Genomic DNA, 26,495 nt, shown 5'->3' with positions numbered 1-26,495 from the left:
CCGCGTCACCCACGCCGCGCAATATCAGGCACACCGCGCCCGCTACAAAGACGGGTGACCAATCGGAGGAAAGACCAGACTGAACACTGTCGCTTGCTCGTCACTGCTGACCTCAACAGTTCCCCCATGCAGGTCCATGATCGAACGCACGATCGCCAGGCCCAGGCCACCGGAGTCGCCCGGCGCCGCGCGTGAGGGGTCCACGCGATAGAACCGGTCGAACAATTTGTCGACATGAGCAGCACCAATGCGCTCGCCCTGGTTGCTGACGAACAGCCGGCCCTGCGCCCCACCCAGTATGACGGTGCTGCCCGGCGTGGCGTGGCGCACGGCATTGGCCAGCAGGTTGGCCAAAGCCCGTTGCAGCAGTTGCAGGTCGGCCTGCAAGGTACCCTGCAGGCGGTTGTCCAGTCGCAGCCCCCGGTCCTCGGCCAGCGCTTCGAAATAAGCACACAAGTCCTCACCCAAAGGGTGCAGTTCGATGGGCTGGCCGTTCAGCAGGCGTTCGCCATGGTCGGCGCGGGCGAGGAACAACAGGTTTTCGACCATGCGGTTCAGCCGCTCGAATTCTTCGAGGTTGGAAGCCAGTACTTCCTGGTAGTCGGCGCTGCTGCGCGGCTGGCTCAAGGCCAGGCCGTTGCTGCCCAACAGGTTGTGCAAGGGGGTGCGAATTTCGTGGGCCAGGTCGGCGGAAAACTGCGACAACCGCTGGAAGCTGTCGTCCAGACGCGCCAGCATGCCATTGAGGGCCTGCACCGGTTCGTGCAGTTCGCGCGGGATGCCCCGCAGGTTCAGACGACGGTCGAGGCTACGCAATTCGATGCCCGCGACCGTTGCCGCCAGGTGTCCCAGAGGCCGCAATGCCCGTCGCAACAGCACCAGGCCCAGGGCAAAGGCCAGCAGCCCGCCAAACCCCACGGCCAGGTAGACCCGCAACCGGTAGCTGGCCAACATGGCCTCGCGTTCAGCCAGGCGCTTGCCCACCACCACCGTCAGCGACTCACCCCGCGGGCCTTGGGTGCTGCCCGCCAGGAGCACCAGGCCGGGCCAGCGCTGAATGTCGCTGGCCAGGGGGCTGCGCGGGTCAACGATGGGCGTCAGGGGTGGCAAGGCCTGCTGCCAGGGGTTGATGGTGATCACAGGCGTGCCGTCGGCGCGGTTGACCAGCAGCAGGCTTTCCTGGTTGGCCAGCATGTTCTGGTAAAGCCGTGGCCGCTGCTGCAAGGCGTCGAGGCTGTCGCTGTCCTGGATCAGGGCCCGCACCTGCTCCAGGCGTCCCAGCAGCGCCTGGTCATCGCGGTAGACCAGTTCCGCTTCGAGGCTGCGGTACAGGAACACGCCTGCCACCCCAAGCACCAGCGCACAGACCAGGGCGAACGCAGTTGCCAGCCGCCACGCCAGCGACGGCCCACGGGCCGGCTCATTCATCGGGCGCATCCAACTGATAGCCCACGCCCCGCACGGTATGGATGAGCTTGGGCAGGTAGGGGTCATCGACCTTCGCGCGCAAGCGGCGCACGGCGACTTCGACCATGTTGGTGTCGCTGTCGAAATTCAGGTTCCACACCTGCGAGGCGATCAGGGTCCGCGACAACACTTCACCACGGCGGCTGGCCAACAGGTGCAGCAGGGCGAACTCCTTGTTGGTCAGGGCAATGCGCTGGCCGCCGCGGCTGACCCGACGGCGCAGCACATCCAGCTCCAGGTCGGCGATGCGGTACACCTCAATCTCCCGCGCGGGCCCGCGGCGCAGCAGGGTACGCACCCGGGCCAGCAACTCCACGAACGCGAACGGCTTGACCAGATAATCATCGGCGCCCAGGTCCAGGCCACGCACCCGGTCTTCCAGGGCGTCCTTGGCGGTGAGGAACAACACCGGCGTGTCCCCTCGCTGGCGAATCAACTTGAGCAACTGCCAGCCATTGAGGCCGGGCAACATCACGTCGAGGATAATCAGGTCGTAGGCCTGCTCCTCGATGTAATGCCGCCCATCCAGGCCATTGAGCGCCACGTCCACGCTGAACCCCGATTCAACCAGGCCCTTGGCCAGGAATTGCGCCGTCTTGGCTTCGTCTTCCACTACCAGCAAATGCATCACGTACCTCGTTTGGGCTGCGCATAGGCTAGGCCTGTACGAGGCGCTTGCCCATTACAAAATTGTAATGGGCCTGACGGTTTTCTGTGGGCGCCCGCTGGTTAAGGTGACGGCTCTTGCCCACAGGAGCCGTCAGATGTCGCTCAAACCCTTACTGGTGTGCGCCGCGCTGCTCGCCGCCACGCAGGCCCACGCCGCCTTGCCGCAGCACCCCGAACTGGACCTGGCCAGCGCTCGCCGCCTGGTGGACGCCGCACCCTGCCAGGCCGCCGTCAGCGTGCTGGACCGCGGTGGCAACCCCATCCTCGCCCAGCGCGCCGACGGCGTGGGTCCCCACAACGCCGACGCCGCGCGGCGCAAGGCCTACACGGCGCTGTCCACCCGCACGCCGACCCGGCTGTTCGCCGAGCGGGCGCGCACCAACCCCGAGGCCAGCAACCTCAACACCCTGGCCGAACTGTTGTTGCTGGGCGGCGGCGTGCCGCTGTTCGAAGGTACACAGCTGGTCGGCGCCGTGGGCGTGGCGGGTGCCGGCGGCGCCCAGCAGGACGAGCAATGCGCAACCGCCGCGGCCACCGCCCTGGGCCTGACCATTCACCCTTGAAGGAGTAAATCCATGCACATGAAGCAACTGATTCTGGCCGTGGGCCTTGGCGCCCTGTCGGGCATGGCCATGGCGGCCAACCCCTTGAGCGTTCACGTGCTGAACCTGGAAACCGGCGTGCCCTCCTCCGGCGTGGAGGTGACCCTGGAGCAGCATGTGGGCCCGAACTGGCAGATGCTGGCCCACGGCACCACCAATGAGCAGGGCCGCATCGGCGAACTGTTCCCGGCCGGGCGTACGTTCGAGCAAGGTGAGTACCGCGTGGTGTTCAAGACCGGCGACTACTACCAGCGCGTCGGGCATGAGACCTTTTTTCCCGAGATACCGGTGATCTTCAAGGTGCGCAATACCGACCAGCACTACCATATCCCGCTGCTGCTCAGCCCTTACGGCTTCAGCACCTACCGGGGTTCGTGAGCCCTGCGCGCCGCCCGGGCCGCAGCCTTGCGCTAAGGCCTCAAGCGATGCTGCGCATGGCATCGAGCAGCTCATCACGGCAGGTGCGCAACGCAGCCTTGATCGCCTCGGTGACCGGCTCCATGCGCCACACCGGCCCCACTACATCAATGGCGTAGTGGCCCTGGGGTGTCTGCAGGCCGATGGCGATGGCACCCACGCCCAGGGTGTGTTCATCGAAATCGGCGGCAAACTCACCTTGGCGAATTTCTTCAAGTTGCGTGAGCAACTGCGCCAGGGTCGGGGTCTTTGGCGTCAGCGGCGACAATTCGGTGCCCAGCAAGCGGGTCACCACACTGTCGTGCATCGCCGCCAGCAGCACCTTGCCGCCGGCGGTGGCGTGGATATTCAGGAAGTTGCCGGCCACCGGCGCCACGCGCAGGGCATGCGGCGACACCACCGAATGCAGAATCATCAGTTCCGAGCCGCTGGCTCCCATCAATACCGCCGTCTCCCCGGTCACCCGTGACAACTCCTCCAGGTAGGGCCTGGCTTTCTGGGTGATGTCCACATGGCTGTGGGACGCCAGGCGCATGAGCGCCGGCCCCAGGCACACGCCACCGCGCCCATGCACTTCCAGCAACTGCTCATGCGCCAGCGCGTCCACCAGGCGTTGCACGGTGGAGCGCGGCAGCCCGCTTTTCTTGGCGATGGCCCCCAGGCTCAGGCCCGAAGGTTCGTTCTCCAGGCTGCGTAGAATCGCCGCCGCCCGCGCGATCACCTGCACGCCACCACGATCACATTCAGAGTGGGTCATTGACTTGCCTTATGTATCATCAGTCAGTACAGTGTATCACTTATTAGGTTGCAACGCCTCATGCCATAGCAGGAACACCCTTGTCAGCCCCTACTCCCCCTCCAGCGCCAGCCCCGTTCGGCTGGCGACTTGCCTTGGGCTTGGTCGGCGTTTTGCTCGCCGCCCTGACGTCAGGCATCAACGACCGCGTCACCGACACCGTGCTGGTCGATATTCTCGGTATCTATGGCCTGGGCCATGACGAAGGTACCTGGATCAGCTCAGCCTATGCCGCGGCGGAAGTCAGCGCCATGCTGCTGTCGCCCTGGCTGGCCATGACCTTTTCCATTCGCCGCTACGCCGTGGTGGTCACCTGCGCGTTCACGGCGTTCGGGATCATGATCCCCTTCGCCCCCAACTTCGAAAGCCTGGTGACGCTACGGGTGCTGCAGGGCCTGGCCGGGGGAGCGTTGCCGCCCTTGCTGATGACCGCCGCGCTGCGTTTTCTGCCCTGGCACATCAAGCTATACGGGTTGTCTGCCTACGCCCTGACCGCAACCTTCGGCCCCAACCTCGCCACCCCACTGGCCGCCCTGTGGACCGAGGGCGGTGACTGGCGGATGGTGTTCTGGCAGATCGTGCCCAGTTGCCTGATCGGCGCCGGCCTGATCGCCTACGGTTTACCCCAGGACCCGCTGCGCCTGGAGCGTTTCAAGCAGGCGGACTGGCGCGGTGCGCTGCTGGGTGTTTGTGGCTTCTCCATGCTGGTGGTGGCCCTGACCCAGGGCGAACGGCTCGATTGGCTCGATTCACCGTTGATTTCCCTGGTGTTGCTGGGCGCGGCCGTATGCCTGCCGCTGTTCCTGCTCAACGAATGGTTCCACCCGCTGCCGCTGTTCAAGCTGCAATTGCTGGAGCGACGCAACTTCGCCTTCGGCATCACCACCCTGTGCCTGTTTCTGTTGCTGTCCCTGGCCGGCGGCGCCATTCCGTCGCTGTACCTGACCGAGATCAAGGGCTACCGGTACCTGCAGACCATGCCCACGGCGCTGCTGATTGCCCTTCCGCAACTGCTGCTGGCGCCGCTGGTGGCGCTGGTGATCAACCGCAACTGGGTGGACTCGCGCTACGTGATGGGCAGCGGCCTGCTGTTGATGGCCGCCGCCTGCGTCGGTGGCTCGATGCTGACCACCGAATGGGTTCGTGATGACTTCTATCTGCTGCAGATCATGCACGCGTTCGCCCAGCCGATGATCGTGGTCCCGCTGCTGATGAACGCCACCGGCGTCATCGCACCCATGGAAGGGCCGTTCGCGTCGTCCATGGTCAATACCCTGCGCGGCCTGTTCTCGGTGGTGGGCGCGTCGGCCCTGGAAAACTTCGTCACCCAGCGCGAACACCTGCATTCCAACACCTTGCTCGACGGCCTGGGTAGCCGCTACCAGGCGCTGACCCCACTGTTTCCCGATCACGCCCTGGCCTCGGTGGCCCAGCGGGTACGCGAACAAGCGTATGTGCTGAGTTTCAGCGATGCCTTCCTGGCACTGCTGGCCGTCGTCGCCATTCTGCTTGTCGTGCTGCTGACCCTGCCCAAGCGCGCCTATCCACCGCAACCCCCGGTATCGCCATGAAACAACACAGAACCGCCCTCAGCCTGATCTGCACCGCCGTCGCCCTGTGCGTCGTCTACACCGGCTACCGGGTGCTCAGTAGCAGTGACATACAGAACACCGACGACGCCTACGTCAGGGCAGACTCGGTATTGATCGCGCCCCGCGTCGCGGGCCAGGTCACCCAAGTCACGGTGCAGGACAACCAGCCGGTCAAGGCCGGCGACCTGCTGGCCCAGCTCGACGACCGTGATTTCCTGGTGGCCCAGGCGCAGGCCGCGGCCAATGTGCAGGCGGCCAAGGCCCAACTGCAGAACCTGCAGGCCGGCATTGAACGCCAGGCCGCGGTGATCGAGCAGGCGGCGGCCACCACACGCGCCACCGCCGCCTCGTTGAAGTTCGCCCAGGCCAATGCCCAGCGCTACCTGAACCTGTCCAATGCGGGCGCCGGCACCCAGCAGGAGCGCCAGAAGGCCGACGCCGACCTGCAGGGCTGGCAGGCATCGCGTGACCGTGACGAAGCCTCGCGCGTGGCCGCCAGCAAGACCCTGGAGGTACTCAAGGCCCAGCTGGAAGTGGCCAAGGCGGACCTGGCCAAGGACCAGGCCGCGCTGCAACAGGCTGACCTGAACCTGTCCTACACGCGCATCACCGCCCCCCAGGACGGCATGGTCGGGCAGCGCTCCGTGCGGGTGGGCGCCTACGTTGCCCAAGGGCAACCACTGATGGCCGTGGTACCGCTGAATGAAGCCTTCGTGGTGGCCAATTTTCGCGAAACCCAGCTGGCGCGCATGAGCGCGCACCAGGCGGTCGAGTTGCACGTCGACAGTGTCCCCGACCACAGCTTCAAGGGCCACATCGACAGCGTCGCCCCGGCGACCGGCGTGTCGTTCTCGCAGATCGCCCCGGACAACGCTACCGGCAACTTCACCAAGGTGGTGCAGCGCATTCCGGTGAAAATCGTCTTCGAACAGAACCAGCCTGACCTGGACCGCCTGCGCATTGGCATGTCGGTGGTGGCCAGCGTCGATACGGCGAAGGGGCGTTGATGATGAAGCGCACCCTCGTCTTCCTCGCCCTGGCCAGCCTGGGCGCCTGCTCGGTGGGGCCGGACTTCAAGGCCCCGCACGCGGCATTGCCGGCCACCTGGCAGGACAGCGTGCAAGGCGGCTCGACCCTGGACGGCCCTGCCGACCGCCAGTGGTGGCAGCAACTGGGCGACCCGCAATTGACGGCACTGGTGGAGCAAGCCACCCGCGATAACCTCGACGTGCGCACGGCCAGCAACCGGCTGGAACAAAGTCGCCTGTTGCGGCAGGTGACCGGTAGCCAGCAATTGCCTGGGGTCAGCGCCACGGGCGCCTACAAGCGCGCCCGCAACAGCTCGGTCGGGGTACTGGACGAATCCAACCAGAACGGCGAGGCGCCCTTCGAGTTGTGGAGCAGCGCCATCGACGCCAGTTGGGAAGTCGACCTGTGGGGCCATGTGCGTCGCAGCGTCGAGGCCGCCGATGCCGAGGTGCAACTGACCGAGGCCCAGCGCAATGGCGTGCTCCTGAGCATCGCCGCCGAAACCGCCAGCGATTACATCCAGTTGCGCGGCGTGCAGGCGAAATTGGCGGTGGCCCGGCAGAACCTGGAAATAGCCCGGCAGAGTAACCGCCTGACCCAGACACGCTTCGAAAACGGCGTGACCACCAACCTCGACACCGCCAACTCCGCGGCCCAGGTATCGACCATTGAAGCCGTGTTGCCCGTGCTCAGCGCTCAGCAGGACCGGTTGATCAACGCCTTGAGTTTCTTGCTGGGCCAGGCGCCACGCGCCTTGCGCGCGCAGTTGATCGAGGCGAAAGCGATTCCGGACCCCGCCCCCGATGTCCCGGTGGGCCTGCCCTCCGAACTGGCGCAGCGGCGCCCCGACATTCAGGCCAGCGAAGCGGCGTTGCACCGTGCCACCGCGGCTATCGGGGTGGCCAAGGCCGATTTCTACCCGCGCATCAGCCTGGGCGCCAGCCTGGGCTCACAGGCGCTGGACGGCGCCAACTTCGGCGACTGGAATTCACGCACCTGGTCCTACGGCCCGAGCCTGTACCTGCCGATTTTCCAGGGTGGCCGTTTGACCGGCACGCTGGCCCTGCGCGAGCGTCAGGAACAACAGGCGGCCATCGACTACCAGCGCGTGGTGCTGGGGGCCTGGCATGAAGTCGACGATGCGATGACCGACTACTCGGCGGAAAAACAGCACTACACCGCGCTGGCCGAAGCCGTTCACCAGAACACCATCGCCCTGAGCACCGCGCGGGACCGTTACACCCAGGGTGCCGTGGACTTCATCAACGTGCTGGGCGTGCAGCGCGCGCTGCTCAAGACCCAGAGCGACCTGGTGGACAGCGCCACCCAGGCCGCCCTCGACCGGGTGCGCCTGTACCGCGCCCTGGGCGGCGGCTGGCCAAAAGCCTGAGCCGCCCCTCGGCCACGCAGCCGTGTTTCGACGCCGAGCCGCTGCCACGTAGCAGCGGACCTGGCCGCGTCGGCAGCACAGGCGATATACCTGATCCCGCGCGGCGTCCATGACGCGGCCGGGTCCGCTGCTACGGAGTGCTTCACGGGCGCTGCGCGTAGCAGCGGACCTGGCCGCGTCGGCAGCACAGGCGATATACCTGATACCGCGCGGCGTTCATGACGCGGCCGGGTCCGCTGCTACGGAGTGCTTCACGGGCGCTGCGCGTAGCAGCGGACCTGGCCGCGTCGGCAGCACAGGCGATATACCTGATACCGCGCGGCGTTCATGACGCGGCCGGGTCCGCTGCTACGGAGTGCTTCACGGGCGCTGCGCGTAGCAGCGGACCTGGCCGCGTCGGCAGCACAGGCGACACACCTGATACCGCGCGGCGTTTGTGACGCGGCCGGGTCCGCTGCTACGGGGTGCTTCACGGGCGCTGCGCGTAGCAGCGGACCTGGCCGCGTCGGCAGCACAGGCGACATACCTGATACCGCACCGAAGGCGGACACCACCTGTTGGAATGAGCGTTCCATCCAATCGCAAGCCGCCAGTGCCACACTTTTCTCACGCGCCGCAATTGAACTTGGTATGAATCAGAATTTGCGTCGGCCCCGGGGGCGCCACGGCGCCGTCGATGGCCCCTTTCACCCAGCGCACCGCAGCCGCCAGTTCGCCGACGAAATCATGGGCAATCACGTAGCTCATCAGCCCCGCCTCCAGCAGCGCCCGCGTATGCACGGTCAGCTCGTGCCCCACGAACAACGGCCGCTGAGGCACGGTGAGGCTGTCCAAGGCCTGAGCCACGCCGCGGTTGGCACCCGCCACGTTGTAGATGGCGGCCGGGGTGCCATGCTTATCGAGGTAGCGGGACAACTGCGCGGCGGTGGTGTGTGGCTGATCATCGGAAATCACCCGCTCGTCGATCTTGAGGTGCGCGAACTCTCCGCGCAGCACCCGCCGGAACCCCATCTCGCGCTCTTGCTGGCAGCGAAACGGCACGCTGGTGACCAGCAGTATCTTGGCCGCCACCTTGGGCAAGGCATTGCCGATCAGCAGGCCAGCAACGCTACCGGCGGCGTATTGGTCATTGCCCACGTAGGCGCTGCGCCCCGAGTTGGGCAGGTCGGTGGTCAGGCAGACCACGGGAATGCCCAGGCTGCAGAGTTTGCGCACGGCGCGGTTGATGGCGGGGTGTTCGCGCGAGACCACGATCACCCCATCGGCCAGCGCCCCCTGCGCCTGCACCTGGTCGGCGAACGCGCCAGGGTCTACCTGGTTGGTCGCCACGTAGTGGCCCTGCACCACGACCCCAGGGGTGGTGCTGTTCACCTGGGCCTCGGCAGCCGCCAGGGTCGCGTTGAAGGTTTCCCCCGAATCGCAGAACAAGCGGATGCGCACCGCCGCTTTGCCATCGGCCAGCTCACGCCGCAGTTTCTCCAGCGCCGCCAACACCTTCAGGCGCGTCCCGTCGCGCACGCCCGGCCGGTTGTTGAGCACGCGGTCGACGGTGGCAGGCCCTACCCTCGCCAGGCTGGCGATCTCGTTGACGGTGGGACCTTTCCACACGTGCCCCAAGGGTTGTTCGGCCATATGCGTTCCATTTGATGGGCTTCCCATCAACAGGACCTTATGGGCAAATGACATGGCCTGCAAGCAGGTTTGCCATTTGATTTGAATCACATCAGAAACGGTCCTTGGTGGTCGTTGAAGGTTGCCATCGGGCTGCTGATAATCAGCCCTACAACAACCACAACACTTCGTCAGGCCCCTCCATGATGAACGCTTCCCCGAGCCTCGTCGCGGTCGCAGGCACCCCGCCGCGCCCGCCTGCCCTACTCCCTTGCTCCCTCACAGACGCGTGCAACGGCGCGTTGCCACGCCCCTATCGACACACAGGTAGCCAGCCATGAGCATACGCATCGCCGTCATCGGCGCCGGCATCATGGGTGCCGACCACGCCCGCATCGTGGCCGAGCAATTGCCCGGTGCGGTGCTGCAAGTCGTCTGCGACGCCGCTCCGGCCCGGGCGCGGGAGATTGCCGAGCGCTACGGCGCGCGCGACGTGGCCAGCGACCCGATCGCTACCCTGTCACGGGCCGATGTGGACGCGGTCATCATCGCCAGCCCCGACGACACCCACGCCACGCTCAGCCTGGCCGCCATCGACGCAGGCAAGCCGGCGTTGTGTGAAAAGCCATTGTCCCAGCGGCCAGACGAGTGCCTGGCCGTCATCGACAAGGAACTCGCCCAAGGCCGCCCCTTCGTGCAGTTGGGCTTCATGCGCCGGTTCGACCCGGCGTACCGGGAAATGAAAAGTGCGCTGAAAGAGGGCGTCATTGGCCGCGCGGTGATGATGCACAACTTCCACCGCAACGTCGAAGCGCCGGCTAACTTCACCGGCCAGATGGCCATCAGTAATTCCGCCCCCCACGAGTTCGATGTGGTGCGCCATGTGCTGGACACCGAATACAGCGCTATCTCGGTGTTCCAGCCGGGGCGCCTGTCCACCGCCGGCGTGGGTGCACCGGTGTTCATGGTGCTGGAAACCCACGACGGCCAACTGGTCAATATCGAGGTCAACAACAACGCTCACTACGGCTACGACGTGCGCGGGGAACTGGTGGGCGAACTCGGCTCGGTGCAACTGGCCAGCCCCGTGCATACCCGGCTCAACGTCGGGCGGCAGGCCGCTACCCGCTACGCCGCCGACTGGCGCCCGCGTTTTGCCGACGCCTACCGCTTGCAAGACCAGGCATTCGTGGCGTTCGTCGATACCGGCGTATTCCCCGCCGACGCCGCCACTGCCTGGGATGGCTACCGTGCCGCCCTGGTTGCCGAGGCCGGTATCCTGGCGCTCCACGAACGCCGACGGGTCACGCTCGACCGCCTGGACACGCCACGCCTTTATCTGCCACGCCAAGGAGCCTTGTGATGAAACTGGGATTTGTCACCGATAGCCTGGGCGCACTGCCCTTTCATGAAGTGTTGCAGCACGCGCAGCGCCTGGGCGTGTCCGGTATCGAAGTGAACACCGGCGGCTGGTCGACCGCGCCCCATTTCAACCTGGGCCAGATGCTCGAGAGTGCCGCGAGCCGGCGTGAGTTCAAGCGGGCTTTTGAAGCCCACGGCCTGGAAATCATCGCTTTGAACGCCAACGGCAACCCGCTGCACCCGACGCAGCCGGCCCAGGGGCAGTGCTTGAAAGACACCATTCGCATCGCCGGGGAGCTGGGCGTCAAGACGGTGTGCGCCATGTCCGGGCTGCCGGAAGGCCAGGCCGGTGACCGCATGCCCAACTGGGTGGTGGCGTCCTGGCCGCCGGAAACCCAGGCCATCCTGCGCTACCAGTGGCAAGAGCGCCTGCTGCCGTTCTGGGCCGAGATCGCCGACCTGGCCCGCGAACACGGGGTGGAACGTATCGCGCTGGAACTGCACGGCAGCCAGTGCGTGTACAACGTGCGCTCGCTGCTCAAGCTGCGCGAGGCCATTGGCCCGGTGATCGGGGCCAACCTCGACCCGTCACACCTGTTCTGGATGGGCGCCGACCCACTGGTGGCCGCCGAGGCGCTGGGCGAGGCCATCTACCATGTACACGCCAAGGACACCCTGCTGAATGCCCCCGTGCAAGCGGTGGATTCATTGCTGGAAAATGGCTCGCTGATGGACGTTGCCGCCCGCAGCTGGTCCTACATCACTTTGGGCTTCGGCCACGGCGAAGCCTGGTGGCGGCAGTTCTGCTACCGCTTGAAGATGGCAGGCTACGATGGCTGGCTGTCGGTCGAGCACGAGGATGTGGTCCTCAACAGCCTGGAAGGCCTGGAGAAATCCATTGCCCTGCTCAAGGGCGTGATGCCGGTGGCTGCAAGCGACTACGCGCCGCAAGCCATCTGAGCCGCATGGGGTCACCGTCCCCGTACACCATCGGCAGGGTCGGGGGGTCAGACGCCCCCGGCCTTGTACACCCTGATCAGCCCCCTTGGCGTAGGCTGGCGCCCGATGCCGTTAGATGACGGACGGCTACCGCCTGGGCGTTCGTGAACCCGCTACTTCACGAATCGCGTTTCCCTGGACGGCCGGTAGCCGAAGTAGGCGCTGTAACACCGGCTGAAATGGCTGGGCGAGACGAACCCGCACGCCACCAGTACTTCGACCATCGACAACTCGGTGTGCTGCAGCAGGCGTCGCGCCTCGATGATGCGCAGTTCCATGTAGTAACGTTGCGCCGTAGTGCCCAATTGTTCCTTGAACAGGCGCTCGATGTGCCGACGCGAGCGTTTGGCGTAGGCCGCCAGCTGGGCGAACGCCAATGGCTCTTCCAGGTTGGCGCTCATCAGGTCGATGACTTCGCGCAGCGCCGGGCTCACCGAGATGTTTTTCGACGGGTTCAGGCGACGATAGCGCGACTCCCCAAAGGCCAGGATGTCTTCAATACCTTCGATCAGCGCCTTGTCGTGCAGCGCCTTGATCCACTCCAGCATCATCTGGAACGCCCCGCCGGGGCTGGACGCGGTCAAACGCTCGCGGTCCAGCACGAAAGCCTCACTGGTAACAAGCGTGCCCTTGGCGATTTCCGCCAGGGCCGGCCGGTGCTCCGGGTGAATCACGCACCGATAGCCATTCAACACCCCCGCACGCCCCAGGAACCAGGCGCCGTTCCATAGACCCGCCAGGGTGATCTCGCGGTGGGCAGCCGCAGTGATGACATCGACCAGGGCCGCGTTCGCCTTCAGTTCGGTCCGATGGCCGCCGCAGATCACCAGCAGGCTGAGCCCGTCCAGCGCGGCCGTATCCAGTAGTGCGTCCGGACGAATGACCAGGCCCAGGTCGCTGACCACCTCACCGGGCGCAAGGCCCAGCGTGGTGGTCAGGAACAGCCCTGGGCGCAGCAGGTTGGCGGTCACCAGGGTGTCCAGCGCCTGGGTAAAGGCCGGCAGGGAAAAATGCGCCAGCAGCACAAAGCCGACACGAGCAGGGGGTGCACTCAAGGGATGCCTCGTGGTGGGAAAAACAGGGGCTTCAGAGCAGCAGGAAGCCATGGGCCAGAGGGTCGCTGTCATCGACAAAAAGGGTGTTGTGACCAATGATCCTGGCCCAGCCGCCAATGCTGGGGCGGATGCCATCGAAGTCCCCCACCTTGAGCAACCCCTCCACCCGGCCTTCGAAACAAGTACCGATCAGGCTTTCATGGCGATAAAGATCACCGCACTTCAAGCGCCCCTTGCCCACCAGCTGTGCCATGCGTGCCGAGGTGCCGGTCCCACCAGGGGAACGGTCGATGGCCTTGTCGCCGTAGAACACTGCGCTGCGCCCATCGGCGCCGTCGTGCAGGGATCGGTCGCACCAGATCACATGGTGCACCCCGGCAATGCGGCTATCCTCGGGGTGCTCGGGTCTGCACACCTCGGCCAGGGCGCTGCGTAGCCGACGGCTGAGGCCGACGATGTCCGCGACGACCATGCCATCGAGCCCGGTCCAGTGGGCCTGGGGCTCCACCACCGCATAGAAGTTACCGCCATAAGCAATGTCCACCACCACAGGTCCCAGGCCAGGCACCTGAACAGTGACGTCTGCGGCGTGCAGGTAGCTGGGCACGTTGAGCAAGCGCACGCCGGTTACGCTATGCCCTTGCAGCACGTATTCCACCTCCACCCGCCCGGCCGGGGTCTCGATGGCCAGCAGCCCCGGCGTGCGTGGGGTCACAAGGCCCTCCTCCACTACCACGGTGGCCAGGCCGATGGTGCCTGCACCGCACATGGGCAGGCAACCACTGACCTCGATGAACAGCGCGGCGAAATCACAGTCCTCCCGGGCGCTGGGATAGAGGATGGCGCCGGACATCACCTCATGCCCCCGTGGCTCGAACATCAGCGCCGTACGCACCCAATCGTGGTCCCGAACGAATAGCTCGCGGCGCTCGGCCATGGGTAACAGCGGCAGCATTGGGCCACCGCCTGCCACCACCCGCACCGGGTTACCGCAAGTGTGGGCATCGATGCAGAAAAAACTGTGCCGCATAGGGCCTCCTCAGGCGAGCTGTCGGGGTGAATGACGTTGCAGGGCGCCGCGCGACAACCGGTCCAACAGCAGCGCTACCGCGACAATCGCCAAACCCGCGCGCAGGCCCAGGCCCATTTCCATGCGGGTCAAGCCCCGGGTGACCTCGGCCCCAAGGCCGCCCGCCCCGACCAGGCCGGCGAGCACGACCATGGCCAGCGATAGCAGGATGCACTGGTTCAGGCCTACCAGCAGTGTCGGCGCAGCAGTGGGCAATTCGATCTTGAACAGAATGTCACGCGGCGAGGCGCCCGACGCCTGGCCCAGCTCCAACAGGTCCTTGGGTAGCTGCTTGAACGCCAGGGTGGTCAGGCGCAGCATCGGCGGAATGCCGTACACGACGGTGGCGATGATCGCCGGCACCCGGCCAAGGCTGAACAGCATCACCGCCGGGATCAGATACACCCAGGGCGGCACCGTCTGCATGACATTGAGCAGAGGACTCACCCATGCGTCGACGCGCTTTACGCGCGCCGCCAATACTCCCAAAGGAAAGGCCACGGCCACCGATATCAGCACCGCCACCGAGACCAGCGCGATGGTCTGCATCGAGGCCAGCCATAACCCCGAGAACAGGCAGAACAACAGCATCACAGCCGCGAAGATCGCTATCCGCCAGTGGGCCAGGACATACGCCAGGGCCACCACTATGGCGATCAGCATCAAGGGTGGCGGCGCCAGCAGAACTGCCTGCACCGCGCCCAGTACGGCTTCGATCATCTGGCTGATGGCCACGAACACCGGGTGCAGATGCTGGTTCAGCCAATCGACCACGGGCGCCAGGTATCGGCCCGGAGAAAAATGCAGGTCCAGGGTATTCATCGGGTTTCTCCCGCATGATGGCGCACGGCACTCTGCGCCAGACGGTCAAGGATCAAGGTGAGAATGACGATGGCAATGGCTGCGTTGATCGACGTGGCGATATCCAGGGTGCGGACCGCACCGTAGATGGCTTCGCCCAACCCCCCGGAACCGACGATGCCCGCGATCACGACCATGCCGAAAGCCATCATCAGGCTCTGGTTGATGCCGGCCATGATGCTGGGCATGGCGAACGGCAAGCGGATCTTGAAGAACATCTGCGCGGGCGTCACGCCGCTGGCATCGCCCAGTTCGAGGAATTCGCGCGGCGTCATGCGGATGCCCAGCGACGTCAGGCGCAACACCGGCGGCACCGCGACGATGAAGGTGGCCAGCAGTGCGGTGGCTGGCCCGTAGCCCAGCAGCGCAATGGCCGGGAGCAAGTAGATGTAGGGCGGCATGGTCTGCACCAGGTCCAGGCACGGGTCCACCACGCGGTCCAAACGCGGCGCCAGCCCGGCCGCCACGCCTAGAGGGATTCCCACCAGCAGGGCCAGCACCGTCGCCGTCAACACCAGCGCCAGCGTACTGACGGTAGCCGGCCACAGGCCGATCAGCTCACAGCACACCAGCGCGACGAAGGTGAGCACGGCGAAGCGCCGGCCTACCGCGTGCCACCCCAACAAGGCAACCAGCAAGGCCACCGCATAGAACGGCGGCAAGGCGATGACCCCCACCACCGCGTCGTACAGCCCCTTGAGCGCAGCGTTGGCGAAGTCGAAAAGGCCCTGCCCGTGATCCGACAACCATTGCAGGCCCGCGTCAACGGTGTCATCGAATGGGCGGGCGAAATCTGGCAGGTTCATGTCAGCGTCTCCACGGCGATGGCCGCCTCGGTGAATTCGCTGGGCATACCCTGCACGCCGCGCAGCAGATCACGCGGGGTGATGATGCCCACTACCTGCCCGTCCGCGACTACCGCCAAAGCATCGCGGTCCGAGGCCATGGTCAGCTGAATCAGCTGGTCGATATCGGCATGCGGGGTGGTGCGGGTCAAGCGGCCGATGTCGACGTTGGGGTGCGCAGCCTGGTAGGCCGCCAGCGGCGTCATCACCGAGTGTGCTTTCACCAGGTGAAGCCGGGAAATGCCTGCGACGAATTCGGCCACATAGTCATCCGCCGGGCTGAGAACGATATCCTCGGCGGTGCCCACCTGGATGATCACGCCGTCCTTCATGATCGCAATGCGGTCACCGATACGGATCGCCTCGTCCAGGTCGTGGGTGATGAAGACAGCGGACTTGCCCAGCTCTTTGGTCAGTTGCCGGAACTCGTCCTGCAATTGGCGGCGAATCAGCGGGTCGAGGGCGCTGAAGGGTTCATCCATCAGGATGATCTCAGGGTCGGCGGTGATCGCCCGGGCCAGCCCGACGCGCTGCTGCATGCCGCCCGACAATTGCGAGGGGTAGCGATGGGCCCAGTCGCTGAGCCCGACCTTGGCCAGCGCGCGCTCGGCCACCTGGTAGCGCTCGGCCTTGCCCACGCCCTGCACTTCCAGGCCAAATGCGGTGTTCTCCAGCACTGTACGGTTGGGCAGCAGTGCCACGCTCTGGAACACCATGCCGATGTGCCGGGCGCGCACCTGGCGTAACTGGGTGGGGTTGAGAGTGGACAGGTCCTGGCCCTTGACCGTCACCGTGCCTGCACTGGGGATAATCAGTTTGTTCAATAAGCGGATGAGCGTCGATTTACCACTGCCGGACAGGCCCATGATGCAGAAGATCTCGCCGCGGCGAACCTGCAGGCTGACGTCGGACACGCCGACCACGCAGCTGTAGTCTTGCAGGATCCGGGTTTTGCTCAGGCCCTGCTCCACCACCGCTTTCATCGCCGCGGGGGCATCGTGGCCAAAGATCTTCCACACCGATTGGCAATCAATCAGCACGTCGTTTGCACTTGCGTTGGACATTGTCATTTTCGGAACCCGTCGAACCAGTTTTCGCTGGCTTCTCTATTAATCCAAGTTCGGCAGTGGCAGAGCAAATCCTGTCGTTATTGTTCTTTTACGCTTTCCCAGCGTTTGAGCAGCTCAGCATGGCTGGCGACCCAGCCCTGCACAGCCTGGTCCATGGTCTTGCCCTCGTTGACTTCGCTGTTGATGGCGGTGATGTCGGCCACCGGGATGAACACGCTGGCCATGACTTCACGGGCGTGAGGGTATTGAGCGGCAAAGCCCTTGTGACCAATCCAGTAGTAGCCTTGCGGCGGAGGGAATACGCCCTTGGGGTCTTTGAGAAACTTGAGGTCGAATTTCTGCGCCATCCAAGACGGTTCCCAGACCGTGACGGCGACGGGCTCCTTGCGGTCGACCGCCGACTTCAGTGCCGCCGTCATGGCCGCCGTACTGCCTTCCACCAGTTGCAACTTCAAGCCATAGGTGTTCACCGCCTTGGTAGCGTCGCTCATCAGGCCCGAGCCGGGTTCGATACCAATGATCTTGCCGCCCAGTTTGTCGACGTTGTCATTGAGTTGGTCGATAGAGTCGATGGGTACGTATTTTGGAACGGCAATGCCCTGATACAGGCCGTGGGATACCGGTGAGAGTTTGTCCAGGCGCGTCTTGTTCTTGTTCCAGTAATCGTTGGCGGCATAGTCGGTCTGCGAAGCCAACACTTGAATGTCGCCCTTGCCCAGGGCCGCGTAGGCAATCCCCCATTCGGAGAATTCCACGACCTTGACGGTGTAGCCGGAGTCCTCCAGTACCTTGCGGGTGATGCCCGTGATAGGTAGCAGGTCTTCCCAGGCCATCGTACCGATGGTAATGGTTTTCTCCTCGGCGTGTACCGGTGCCATGACCATTGTCGCCAGTGCAGCCGCGCACAGCGTCTTCCATATCTTTCTCATGTTTGACCTCGTCATCCGCAATAAAAAACAGGGTTTACGTTTCTTTTGCATGTTGCGGCCCGGCACACAACCTGAAGCCGCACGAGTTCGCGCCGGAAACTTATTCCAACGGTCGGCTCATTCACACTGTCTGTTGTTGCCTGCCGGCATGCCGAACATTAACAACGTTGTTCGACACGCCTGTTCACTGCCCGCCTGTACCCGCCTGGGCCATACCGATCAACGGCATGCCCAGCCGCCACGTTACTTCATCAAGACCACTTGCCAGGCTGTGCCCCTCTGGAGATATCGCCAAGTCCATCGACTTCGAGCCCTTGCGGCGCGATGAATATTTCCATGTTTTCCCGGGATAACTCCCAGTGTTCAAATACCAGATCAACCACTGCGCTTTCGTCATGTTTGCCAATGGCTTCGATAAACGCGTCGTGGTGCTCTACCGATGTATCCAGGCGCCGCTCCATATCGGGGTCGCGAGGCCGGTAGAACGTATGGCCAATACGTGCATGGTCAATCAAGAGGCGGCCCAGACTGGGTTCCAGGTAAGGATTGCCGGCCATCTCGCCCATGATTTCGTGAAAGCGATTGTTCTCCAGCACCATGCCCAGCGGATCTTTGGCCAAGGTGGCCTGGCGGAACCGATACTGGGTCTGCTTCAAGTCGTCCAGCTGCCGCGGCCGGAAATTGTGCACCGCCAAGCGGCCGATGGCCGCGTAGATCATCGGCGCCACCAGAAAGAAATTGCGTAACGTCTGGTAATTCATGGCGATTACGCGAGCGCCGCGGTTTTCCTGGATGTCCAGATAACCTTCGCCAGCCAGTCGGCGAAACACCTCCCTGACAGGCGTGCGGGAAAGGCCATAGCGCTCGCTCAGGCCGACTTCGTCCAGCACCTCATCGGGGCTCAATTCCATTGTCAGAATCTGGCGTTTCAAGTCGTCATACAGACTGTTCTTGCCGCTTTTCACAAACGACCTCCAAGGGTGTTTACCGTCGACAGCGGCCGGCTTATGAGCGCCAGACTCGCACGGGGACGGGGATCGGTCAACGGGTTGTATTCTCGATGTATACACCGTGAATACCTGAAAAATTCATTTTATTTTTTTGAAAACGCTTGGTTATCAGCAAGTTACCAAAAAAGCGCTTTTCGGCGCAGGTCGCTGGTGGATACGTAGGACGTCGCAATGGGAACGGTGGAGTGCTGAGCCTGCGCGACCTGCCACACGCTGGCGTGCATTCCCAGCGGCGTAGTCCAAATGCTGCAAAGGCCCGTAGCATAAGGCTTTCGAGGTATTTGCAGCCACCCGAACGATGCTTGATGCGGCCATTCGAAGCCCGCTAGCGAGCCGAATGTCCACCCCTAGACACCCCGAATAAAGCTGCCCTATAGTGTGTCGACACGATGTATACATTGAGTATTCATAGCCGTTTCTCGTGACCGCGCGATGAATGACCCACCCCGAATCGACACATCACCTTCAGGTCGCTGACATGGCAAAGGTCACCCATACCCCGGCAGATGATTCCACCTGTGGCTGGTTCCACCTGGCACCACCCCGACAGGCGCGACCTGCCCACCGTGGCACCCGCACGGCCCGCTGGGTGGTGGTCGGAGCAGGGTTCACCGGGCTGGCGACGGCACGCCAACTGGCGCTGCACTTCCCCGATGACGAAATCGTGCTGGTCGACGCCCAGGAAGTGGGCTTTGGCAGCTCGGGGCGCAATGCCGGCTTCGCTATCGACTTGCCCCACGACATCGGCGCCGACGACTACATTGGCGACATCGCCGTGGCCACGATGAGCCTCAAGCTCAACCTGACCGGTCAAACCCTCCTCAAGCAATTGATCAAGCAGCACAACATTGATTGCCAACTGCGCGAATGCGGCAAATACCAGGCCGCCGTCGAGGACCGTGGCATCGCCGTGCTGGACGCCTATCGGCGTGGCCTGGACAAGCTGGAGCAACCCTACGAACTCATCAGCCAGGAAGCACTGCCCGGTCATATCGGGACCCCGTTCTACCGCCAGGCGCTGTTCACGCCGGGTACAGCGCTGATCCAACCCGCCGCCCTGGTACGCGGGCTCGCCGATAGCCTGCCAAGCAACGTCACCCTGTATGAAAACACCGTCATTACCCAAGTGGAGTACGGCGACACCGCCCGCCTGGTGCATGCCGGGGGGACGATCACGGCTGAGAAACTGGTGCTCACCAACAATGCCTTCGCCATGAGTTTCGGCTTCCTCAAAGGGCGCATGCTGCCGGTGTTCACCTACGCCAGCCTGACCCGTCCACTGACCGAAGAGGAACAGGCGCGCCTGGGCGGCAAGCCATATTGGGGCGTGATTCCTGCCGACCCGTTCGGCAGCACGCTGCGCCGCACCGTGGACAACCGCCTGCTGATGCGTAACAGCTTCAGTTTCAACCCTGACGGCGCCAGCCAGCAGAAGTACCTGCAGCGCTTCGTCAAACGCCACCACGCCTCGTTCCAGAAGCGCTTCCCCATGCTGCCGGACGTAGGCTTCGACTACACCTGGGGCGGTTCGCTGGCCATGTCGCGCAACCACATGGCGCATTTCGGCGAACTGGCGCGCAATGTCTATGGCGCATTGTGCTGCAACGGCCTGGGCGTGACCCGCGGCACGGTCACCGGCACGCTGCTGGCCGACTGGCTGGCTGGGCAGCGCAGCGACCTGATCGACTTCCTGCTGGCGGCACCTGGCCCCAACAGCAACCCGCCCCAGCCGCTGTTGTCCGCAGGGGTCAACTTGAACCTGGCCTGGGGCCAATACCGCGCGGGCCAGGAAAGTTAACCGCTATTTTCACCTGACTTTGTAACTCTAGCACTCACAAAAATAACAACGCCCCGTGTGGGAGCTGGCTCGCCAGCGAGACTTTCGACGACTGCCAATACTCGCTGGCACGCCAGCTCCTGCAAAAAGCGCGCGCGACTTGAATGAATCGTCATTGCGGCCGCCCGCGACAAGGAGATAACAATGAAAGGTTCCACCCGTTGCATTGAAGATGTCCCGCTCAATGGATTTCACCGCAAACTTACCCTGTGCTCCGGCGGCGGCTCTTTTGTCGACGGTTATGTACTGAGCATTATCGGCATTGCCATGCTGCAAATGTCCGCGGCGTTGCAATTGAGCGAATTCTGGCAAGGCATGATTGCCGCCTCTGCATTGATCGGTGTGTTCTTCGGCGGTTTCCTGGGTGGCGTTCTCACTGACTCGTTAGGTCGCAAGTGCGTTTATTTCATTGGTCCCGTGCTATTTATTGTCTGTTCATTGGCACAACTGTGGGTGGCTTCCGCGCCGGCGTTGTTTGTGTGCCGGTTTATCCTCGGCCTGGCGGTGGGTATCGAGTACCCCGTGGCCACGGCACTGCTGGTGGAGTTTCTACCGCGCAGATACCGCGGCCCACGCCTGGCGGCGCTGACCATCATGTGGTTTGCCGGCGCGGCGTTCGCCTACATCGTCGGCAACCTGCTCATGAGCCAGGGCGGCGAACAGGCGTGGCGCTACGTGCTCGCCAGCGCTGCAGCCATCGGCCTGGTGTTGTTGCTGGTGCGCCTGGGTACCCCTGAATCGCCACGCTGGCTATTGAGCAAAGGGCGCACCGCCGAAGCCGACGAAGTGATCAAAGGCGTATACGGCCCAGGTTTCTCGCTGGCCAACCTGCCTGAACAGCCCGATACCCGCAGCGGCTCGCTCTGGGGGTTGCTGCTCAACGGGTATGGCAAGCGCCTGGTATTCGTGACGCTGTTCTGGTCCTGTTCGATCATTCCCGTGTTCGCGGTGTATGCCTTCGCCCCCAAGGTGCTGCAGGCGCTCAACCTCAAGGGCGACTGGGCCGCGTTCGGCTCCATCGCCATCACCCTGCTATTCGTTATCGGCTGCATCTTCGCCAGCAAACTGATCAACGTCATGGGCCGGCGCAGCATGCTCATTCACAGCTTCCTGTGGTCGGGGCTGGCCCTGCTGTTGCTGGGGCTGTTCCCTGACGGCAACGAGATGCTGGTACTGGCGCTGTTCGGTGCCTATGCGTTGTTCATTGGCGGTGCCCAGGTGTTGCAACTGGTGTACCCCAACGAGTTGTTCCCCACCGAGATCCGCGCCGTCGCCGTGGGTATCGGCACGTCGCTGTCGCGCATCGGCGCCGCGGTAGGCACCTACCTGGTGCCTTTTTCCCTACAGAGCGTCGGCATCGGCCACACCATGTACGTCGCCGCCGCCGTGACCCTGGTTGGCCTTGCCGCCGCCTGGGCCATGGCGCCCGAAACCAGATCCCTGAGCCTGCGCGACGCCGCCGCGCTCAGCCATTGACCTGCTGCCCCCCCTTACGGAGAGAACCCATGAACTTCGACGGCATCTTTACCCCGGCCATTACCCCGCTGAACGCCACAGGCGAGATCGACCACGCCGCCTTCACCGATACCCTTGAATACCTGATCGAATCCAAGGTGCACGGCATCATTATCGGCGGCTCCACGGGTGAATACTACGCCCAGACGGCACAGGAGCGCTTTGAACTGGGTAGCCGTGCCAAGGCCGTGATCGGCAACCGCCTGCCCCTGGTGATCGGCACGGGAGCCATCCGCACCGAAGACTCGGTAGCGTTTGCCCAGGCGGCCCGTGAGATCAAGGCGGACGCCATTCTGGTGGGCTCGCCGCCCTATGCCCTGCCCACGGCACTGGAAAATGCCGCGCACCTGCATGCCGTGGACCGCGCCGCCAACCTGCCGATCATGCTCTACAACTACCCCGCACGCATGGGCGTGAGCATGGACGCCGCCTACTTCGCCGCGATTGCCGCGAGCAAGAACGTCGTGGCCATCAAGGAAAGCTCCGGGGACATGGCGCAACTGCACTTCCTGGCGCGCAACTACCCCGACATTGCCCTGTCGTGCGGCTGGGATGACCAGGCACTGGAATTCTTCGCCTGGGGCGCGCGCAGCTGGGTGTGCGCCGGTTCCAACTTCATTCCCCGCGAGCATGTGGCGCTATACGAGGCCTGCGTGCTGGAGAAAGACTTCGACAAAGGCCGCAAGATCATGTCGGCGTTCATGCCGCTGATGGACTTCCTGGAAAGCGGCAAGTTCGTGCAGTCGATCAAGTACGGCTGTGAGCTCAATGGGCACACGACCGGTGGCGTGCGCGCGCCGTTGCAGAGCATGACTGGCGAAGAGAAACAAACCCTGAAAAACGTGATCACCGACCTCAAGCGTGAAGTCGCCCAAGTGACCGGAGGTGTGAAATGACTGATTTGTTGAGCAAAAGCGACTACCAGGCCCTGGCCGCCACCCTCGTGCTTCCGACCCAGGCCTTTGTCGATGGCGCGCCCTATGCCTCCCGCTCGGGCAAAACCTTCGCCACCGTGAACCCAGCCACCGACCAGTTGCTGACCCACGTGGTAGCGTGCGACGCCCGAGATGTAGACTACACCGTGGCAGTGGCCAAGGCCGCGTTCGAGGACGGCCGCTGGAGCAAGCTGGCGCCCGCCGCGCGCAAGAAGATACTGCAGCGTTTCGCCGACCTGCTGGAGAAAAATGCCCGGGAACTGGCGGTGATGGAAAGCCTGGACAGCGGCAAGCCGGTGCGCGAGTGCGAGTTGATCGACGTACCCGAAACCATTCACATGATCCGCTGGCACGCTGAACTGATCGACAAGATTTACGACAGCACTGCCCCAGTGGGCCATGATGCGTTGACCGTGGTAGTACGTGAAGCCATTGGCGTGGTGGGGCTGGTGCTGCCATGGAACTTCCCGCTATTGATGCTGGCGTGGAAAATCGGGCCCTCGCTGGCGGCCGGTTGCTCCATCGTGGTCAAGCCAGCCATGGAGACCACCTTGACCGCCCTGCGCGTGGCCGAGCTGGCGCACCAGGCGGGTGTGCCAGCCGGGGTGTTCAACGTGCTATCCGGTGGCGGCCAGGAAGTGGGCGAGCCCCTGGGTCGGCACATGGACGTGGCCATGGTCAGCTTCACCGGCTCTACCGCCACCGGGCGCAGGTTCCTGCACTATGCCGCCGAATCCAACCTTAAGCGCATCGTGCTCGAATGCGGTGGCAAGAACCCGGCCGTGGTGTTGAGCGACGTGGAAGACCTCGACCTGGTGGCCAGCCACGTGGTCAACGGCGCGTTCTGGAACATGGGTGAAAACTGCTCGGCGTCTTCACGACTGATCGTCGCCGCCGACATCAAGGACGCCCTGCTGGAACGCATCGGCGTGCACCTGCGTGAATGGAAAATGGGCGACCCGTTGGATCCCGAGGTGCGCATTGGCTCGATGATCAGCAAGGCCCACTTCGCCAAGGTGAATGCCTATCTGGAGCGGGCCAACGCCGAGCGGTTGAACGTTCGATTCGGAGGCGACACCCAGCAAGGCATTTTCGTCGAGCCCACCGTCGTCGATGGCGTGGGCGCTGACAGTGCGCTGTTCCAGGAAGAGATCTTCGGGCCGGTGCTGTCGGTCACCACTTTCAATACCGTGGAGCAAGCCATTGCCCTGGCCAATGACACGGTATATGGCCTGGCGGCATCGGTGTACACCGACAACCTGCGCAACGCCATCAGGCTTTCTCGTGACATTCGCGCCGGCATCGTCACGGTGAATTGCTTCGGCGAAGGCGATGCCTCGACCCCTTTTGGTGGCTACAAGGAGTCGGGCTTCGGCGGTCGGGACAAGTCCGTGTGGGCCCACGACCAGTACACAGAGATCAAGACCATCTGGATAGACGTTTCGTAACGCTGACCACCGCGCACGGCTGGTGACGGCATTGCGGGCGCTACCGCTGCGCAATGCCCACCGCCGTCGCCAGACGGGTGCGCCGACGGCTTCGGTGCGCGAAACAGTTGCATGTCAGCTCGATTCAGATCAATATAGTTACGTTATAACGTTCTGGAGACGATCATGAAACCCGATATCCACCCTCACTACCGCCCCGTGCTGTTTCACGATGTGGGCGCCGACAGCTTCTGGCTGATCGGCTCCACCGCCGACACCGACAAAACCTTCACCCACACCGATGGCGTCACTTACCCCTATGTGACCCTGGATATTTCCAGCGCCTCGCATCCGGTGTACACCGGCAAGGAACGCCAGGCGAAAACCGAAGGCCGTATCGCCGGGTTCAACAAGCGCTTCGCACACTCGACCTTGGCCAAGTAAGCCCCGCAGCGCCTGCTTCCCGAGCCGGCGCCCGCTCCCCCGGTGCGGCCAACCATACTGCCACTGGTGGCACAGGTCATTTTCAGCTAGCGTTGCGGGGCATCGGCACATCGCCCCACGGACTCTGCATGGCTTACCTGTCGCCCAAGCTTACCGGCACATCACCCGAGGTCTTTTACCTGGAGACCAGCGACACCCAGGGCTATGCCATGGACTGGCATGCCCACGACGGTGCGATGCTGCTGTTGCCGCGCGAAGGGAGTCTGTTCCTGTCCACTGAAAGCACTCAGGTCACTCACGTTTCCAACCACGCCTTCAGTTTCGTACCCGCCGAATTCGCGCATGCGACCCAGGCAGCACCCGGCCGGGAACGCCATTTGACGCTGTACATAGACCCCGCCTACGTCAGCCATCACACCAAGGCCTGTGGCACCTGCGCGATCGGCAAGCAACTGGCCCGCTCCGGCACCTGGCAAGCCAGCGAAGGCCTTGGCAGCATCCTGCGCTTGCACGACGAACTGCAGCGCAGCACCGAACCCCAGGCCTTCCAACGCCAGCTGCCGCACCTCAATCACCTGCTGCTCAACGAGTGCGCGCGGCTGATGGCCGCCGCTGATCCCACCCAACCGCCACCGAACCCGCGCCACGCGCCAGCCGCGCTGGTACGTGACATCCAGCGTTATGTGCGGGAAAACCTCGACACCGACCTGAGCCTGGATGCGGTCGGCCACCAGTTTCACTTGTCTCGGCGCCACCTGTCGCGGCTGTTCAAGGCCCATACCGGCCAGCCCTTGCTGGACTTCATCAATCGCACCCGGGTCGACACTGCCGCGCGGCTGCTTGCCGGCACCTCGCTGTCCGTCCTGGAGGTCAGCCTGGCGGTGGGGCTGGAGTCGCCCTCCTACCTGGCCCGCTTGTTCCAGCGCCACTTGGGCGTAAGCCCCAGTCAACTCCGCCTGCGGCGATGAGGACAAGGCCCGATCGGGCGCTTCGATGGCCCAATCAAGCGATGGACCTCGGCCATTCCCGGCGACAATGGCCCTCGCACAGCAACTGACGGAAAGCCGGCCATGATTCGTATAGGGAGTGCCACTGTCTCGCTCGCACGCCGCGAGGTGGTCGTCCATGGCACAGCCGTGCCCTTGGGGGCGCGGGCCTTCGACGTGCTGGAGGCGCTGCTGGTCAGCGCCAACCGTGTGGTGAGCAAACAGGCGCTGCTGGACGCCGCGTGGCCCGACGTCATCGTCGAGGAAAACAACCTCGCGGTGCAGGTGCACACCCTGCGCAAATACCTGGGGCTCGATCGCAAGGTACTGGAGACCGTGCCCAACAAGGGCTACCGGCTCAACCTCGAGACGCTCGATACACCCCCCGGCGTGCTCGAACTGACCTATGTCGAATCACTCGGGCTGGTGAGCCGCGTTCAAGGCAAGCACGCGATGAAATGCTTCATCGACGCGCTGTTGAGCAAGGTGGCGGAGTTCGAGTCCCATAACGTCCGGTTCCAGATCGACCTGCCCGAGCACCTGGTGGTGCCGTGATCGACCGGCGCTGGCGTGGTGCC

General features: G+C 64.0%; 25 protein-coding genes. 14 read left to right on the top strand and 11 right to left on the bottom strand.

Translation table 11 applies throughout. The annotated features are described in order from the left end of the window. Positions 1 to 42 precede the first annotated feature (42 nt). Together HWQ56_RS12165 and HWQ56_RS12160 are read right to left on the bottom strand one after the other, a co-directional pair. A complete protein-coding gene (locus HWQ56_RS12165) occupies positions 43 to 1,428 on the bottom strand; it encodes a heavy metal sensor histidine kinase (protein ID WP_176570632.1) in 1,386 nt (461 codons plus the stop codon). After that, entirely contained in the window at positions 1,421 to 2,095 is a 675-nt protein-coding gene (locus tag HWQ56_RS12160) for a heavy metal response regulator transcription factor (RefSeq protein WP_158154841.1), read from the bottom strand. The genes HWQ56_RS12165 and HWQ56_RS12160 overlap by 8 nt, the downstream gene beginning before the upstream one ends. 136 nt (positions 2,096 to 2,231) lie before the next feature. Between HWQ56_RS12160 and HWQ56_RS12155 the strand changes: the two genes are divergently transcribed. Next, complete coding sequence (locus tag HWQ56_RS12155) at positions 2,232 to 2,699, top strand: GlcG/HbpS family heme-binding protein (RefSeq protein WP_176570631.1); 468 nt, start codon at positions 2,232 to 2,234, stop codon at positions 2,697 to 2,699. Positions 2,700 to 2,717: 18 nt separating this feature from the next. Continuing rightward, complete coding sequence (gene uraH, locus HWQ56_RS12150; RefSeq protein WP_176572393.1) at positions 2,718 to 3,116, top strand: hydroxyisourate hydrolase; 399 nt, start codon at positions 2,718 to 2,720, stop codon at positions 3,114 to 3,116. Between the two features lie 40 nt (positions 3,117 to 3,156). Here the strand turns inward: uraH and HWQ56_RS12145 are convergent, their stop codons facing one another. Beyond that, a complete protein-coding gene (locus tag HWQ56_RS12145; protein ID WP_176570630.1) occupies positions 3,157 to 3,912 on the bottom strand; it encodes an IclR family transcriptional regulator in 756 nt (251 codons plus the stop codon). Between the two features lie 80 nt (positions 3,913 to 3,992). Here HWQ56_RS12145 and HWQ56_RS12140 point away from each other — a divergent pair, with 80 nt between their 5' ends. From HWQ56_RS12140 to HWQ56_RS12130, 3 genes are read left to right on the top strand one after another with little or no spacing between them, the layout of a single operon-like run. Beyond that, complete coding sequence (locus tag HWQ56_RS12140; RefSeq protein WP_176570629.1) at positions 3,993 to 5,522, top strand: MFS transporter; 1,530 nt, start codon at positions 3,993 to 3,995, stop codon at positions 5,520 to 5,522. Further along, positions 5,519 to 6,550 (top strand): HlyD family secretion protein, encoded by a 1,032-nt coding sequence (locus tag HWQ56_RS12135; protein WP_176570628.1) that lies wholly within the window; start codon positions 5,519 to 5,521, stop codon positions 6,548 to 6,550. The genes HWQ56_RS12140 and HWQ56_RS12135 overlap by 4 nt, the downstream gene beginning before the upstream one ends. Positions 6,551 to 6,552: 2 nt before the next feature. Next, positions 6,553 to 7,962 (top strand): efflux transporter outer membrane subunit, encoded by a 1,410-nt coding sequence (locus HWQ56_RS12130; protein WP_176570627.1) that lies wholly within the window; start codon positions 6,553 to 6,555, stop codon positions 7,960 to 7,962. 606 nt (positions 7,963 to 8,568) lie between these two features. On the opposite strand, the gene HWQ56_RS12125 is transcribed toward HWQ56_RS12130, so the two are convergent. Next, positions 8,569 to 9,594 (bottom strand): LacI family DNA-binding transcriptional regulator, encoded by a 1,026-nt coding sequence (locus HWQ56_RS12125; protein ID WP_176570626.1) that lies wholly within the window; start codon positions 9,592 to 9,594, stop codon positions 8,569 to 8,571. A 316-nt stretch (positions 9,595 to 9,910) separates the two neighbouring features. Between HWQ56_RS12125 and HWQ56_RS12120 the strand changes: the two genes are divergently transcribed. Then, entirely contained in the window at positions 9,911 to 10,936 is a 1,026-nt protein-coding gene (locus tag HWQ56_RS12120) for a Gfo/Idh/MocA family oxidoreductase (protein WP_158154848.1), read from the top strand. Continuing rightward, positions 10,936 to 11,895, top strand: a complete 960-nt coding sequence (locus tag HWQ56_RS12115; protein ID WP_158154849.1) for a sugar phosphate isomerase/epimerase family protein — start codon at positions 10,936 to 10,938, stop codon at positions 11,893 to 11,895. The genes HWQ56_RS12120 and HWQ56_RS12115 overlap by 1 nt, the downstream gene beginning before the upstream one ends. Before the next feature lie 152 nt (positions 11,896 to 12,047). Here the strand turns inward: HWQ56_RS12115 and HWQ56_RS12110 are convergent, their stop codons facing one another. The 7 genes from HWQ56_RS12110 to HWQ56_RS12080 form a co-directional block, all read right to left on the bottom strand. Beyond that, complete coding sequence (locus HWQ56_RS12110) at positions 12,048 to 13,040, bottom strand: GlxA family transcriptional regulator (protein WP_425331941.1); 993 nt, start codon at positions 13,038 to 13,040, stop codon at positions 12,048 to 12,050. Then, complete coding sequence (locus tag HWQ56_RS12105) at positions 13,021 to 14,019, bottom strand: 4-hydroxyproline epimerase (RefSeq protein WP_158154851.1); 999 nt, start codon at positions 14,017 to 14,019, stop codon at positions 13,021 to 13,023. Before HWQ56_RS12105 ends, HWQ56_RS12110 begins: the two co-directional genes overlap by 20 nt. 9 nt (positions 14,020 to 14,028) lie before the next feature. Continuing rightward, positions 14,029 to 14,880, bottom strand: a complete 852-nt coding sequence (locus tag HWQ56_RS12100) for an ABC transporter permease (protein WP_176570624.1) — start codon at positions 14,878 to 14,880, stop codon at positions 14,029 to 14,031. Then, complete coding sequence (locus HWQ56_RS12095) at positions 14,877 to 15,725, bottom strand: ABC transporter permease (protein WP_158154853.1); 849 nt, start codon at positions 15,723 to 15,725, stop codon at positions 14,877 to 14,879. The genes HWQ56_RS12100 and HWQ56_RS12095 overlap by 4 nt, the downstream gene beginning before the upstream one ends. Further along, a complete protein-coding gene (locus tag HWQ56_RS12090) occupies positions 15,722 to 16,834 on the bottom strand; it encodes a quaternary amine ABC transporter ATP-binding protein (protein WP_158154854.1) in 1,113 nt (370 codons plus the stop codon). The genes HWQ56_RS12095 and HWQ56_RS12090 overlap by 4 nt, the downstream gene beginning before the upstream one ends. A 77-nt stretch (positions 16,835 to 16,911) precedes the next feature. Beyond that, on the bottom strand, positions 16,912 to 17,763 hold the full coding sequence (locus tag HWQ56_RS12085; RefSeq protein ID WP_158154855.1) for a glycine betaine ABC transporter substrate-binding protein: 852 nt from the start codon (positions 17,761 to 17,763) through the stop codon (positions 16,912 to 16,914). Between the two features lie 251 nt (positions 17,764 to 18,014). Beyond that, positions 18,015 to 18,728 carry a GntR family transcriptional regulator gene (locus HWQ56_RS12080; protein ID WP_158154856.1) on the bottom strand — a complete coding sequence of 238 codons (714 nt, stop codon included), beginning with the start codon at positions 18,726 to 18,728 and terminating at the stop codon, positions 18,015 to 18,017. A 523-nt stretch (positions 18,729 to 19,251) separates the two neighbouring features. Here HWQ56_RS12080 and HWQ56_RS12075 point away from each other — a divergent pair. From HWQ56_RS12075 to HWQ56_RS12045, 7 genes are all read left to right on the top strand, one after another. After that, the gene (locus tag HWQ56_RS12075; RefSeq protein ID WP_176570623.1) at positions 19,252 to 20,571 is read left to right on the top strand and encodes an NAD(P)/FAD-dependent oxidoreductase; all 1,320 of its coding nucleotides are present in this window, start codon (positions 19,252 to 19,254) and stop codon (positions 20,569 to 20,571) included. Positions 20,572 to 20,754: 183 nt separating this feature from the next. Further along, positions 20,755 to 22,086, top strand: a complete 1,332-nt coding sequence (locus tag HWQ56_RS12070; RefSeq protein WP_158154858.1) for an MFS transporter — start codon at positions 20,755 to 20,757, stop codon at positions 22,084 to 22,086. A 29-nt stretch (positions 22,087 to 22,115) separates the two neighbouring features. Then, the gene (locus HWQ56_RS12065) at positions 22,116 to 23,021 is read left to right on the top strand and encodes a dihydrodipicolinate synthase family protein (RefSeq protein WP_158154859.1); all 906 of its coding nucleotides are present in this window, start codon (positions 22,116 to 22,118) and stop codon (positions 23,019 to 23,021) included. Beyond that, positions 23,018 to 24,508 (top strand): aldehyde dehydrogenase, encoded by a 1,491-nt coding sequence (locus tag HWQ56_RS12060; protein WP_158154860.1) that lies wholly within the window; start codon positions 23,018 to 23,020, stop codon positions 24,506 to 24,508. Before HWQ56_RS12065 ends, HWQ56_RS12060 begins: the two co-directional genes overlap by 4 nt. A gap of 165 nt (positions 24,509 to 24,673) precedes the next feature. After that, positions 24,674 to 24,931: a type B 50S ribosomal protein L31 gene (locus HWQ56_RS12055; RefSeq protein ID WP_158154861.1), complete on the top strand. Its 258-nt coding sequence runs from the start codon at positions 24,674 to 24,676 to the stop codon at positions 24,929 to 24,931. A 128-nt stretch (positions 24,932 to 25,059) separates the two neighbouring features. Next, the gene (locus HWQ56_RS12050; RefSeq protein WP_176570622.1) at positions 25,060 to 25,899 is read left to right on the top strand and encodes an AraC family transcriptional regulator; all 840 of its coding nucleotides are present in this window, start codon (positions 25,060 to 25,062) and stop codon (positions 25,897 to 25,899) included. Between the two features lie 102 nt (positions 25,900 to 26,001). After that, a complete protein-coding gene (locus HWQ56_RS12045) occupies positions 26,002 to 26,472 on the top strand; it encodes a winged helix-turn-helix domain-containing protein (protein WP_158154863.1) in 471 nt (156 codons plus the stop codon). The last annotated feature ends 23 nt before the right edge of the window (positions 26,473 to 26,495 follow it).

Source organism: Pseudomonas eucalypticola, assembly GCF_013374995.1.
Lineage (GTDB): Bacteria > Pseudomonadota > Gammaproteobacteria > Pseudomonadales > Pseudomonadaceae > Aquipseudomonas > Aquipseudomonas eucalypticola.
This window is presented reverse-complemented; position numbering and strand designations above follow the sequence as displayed.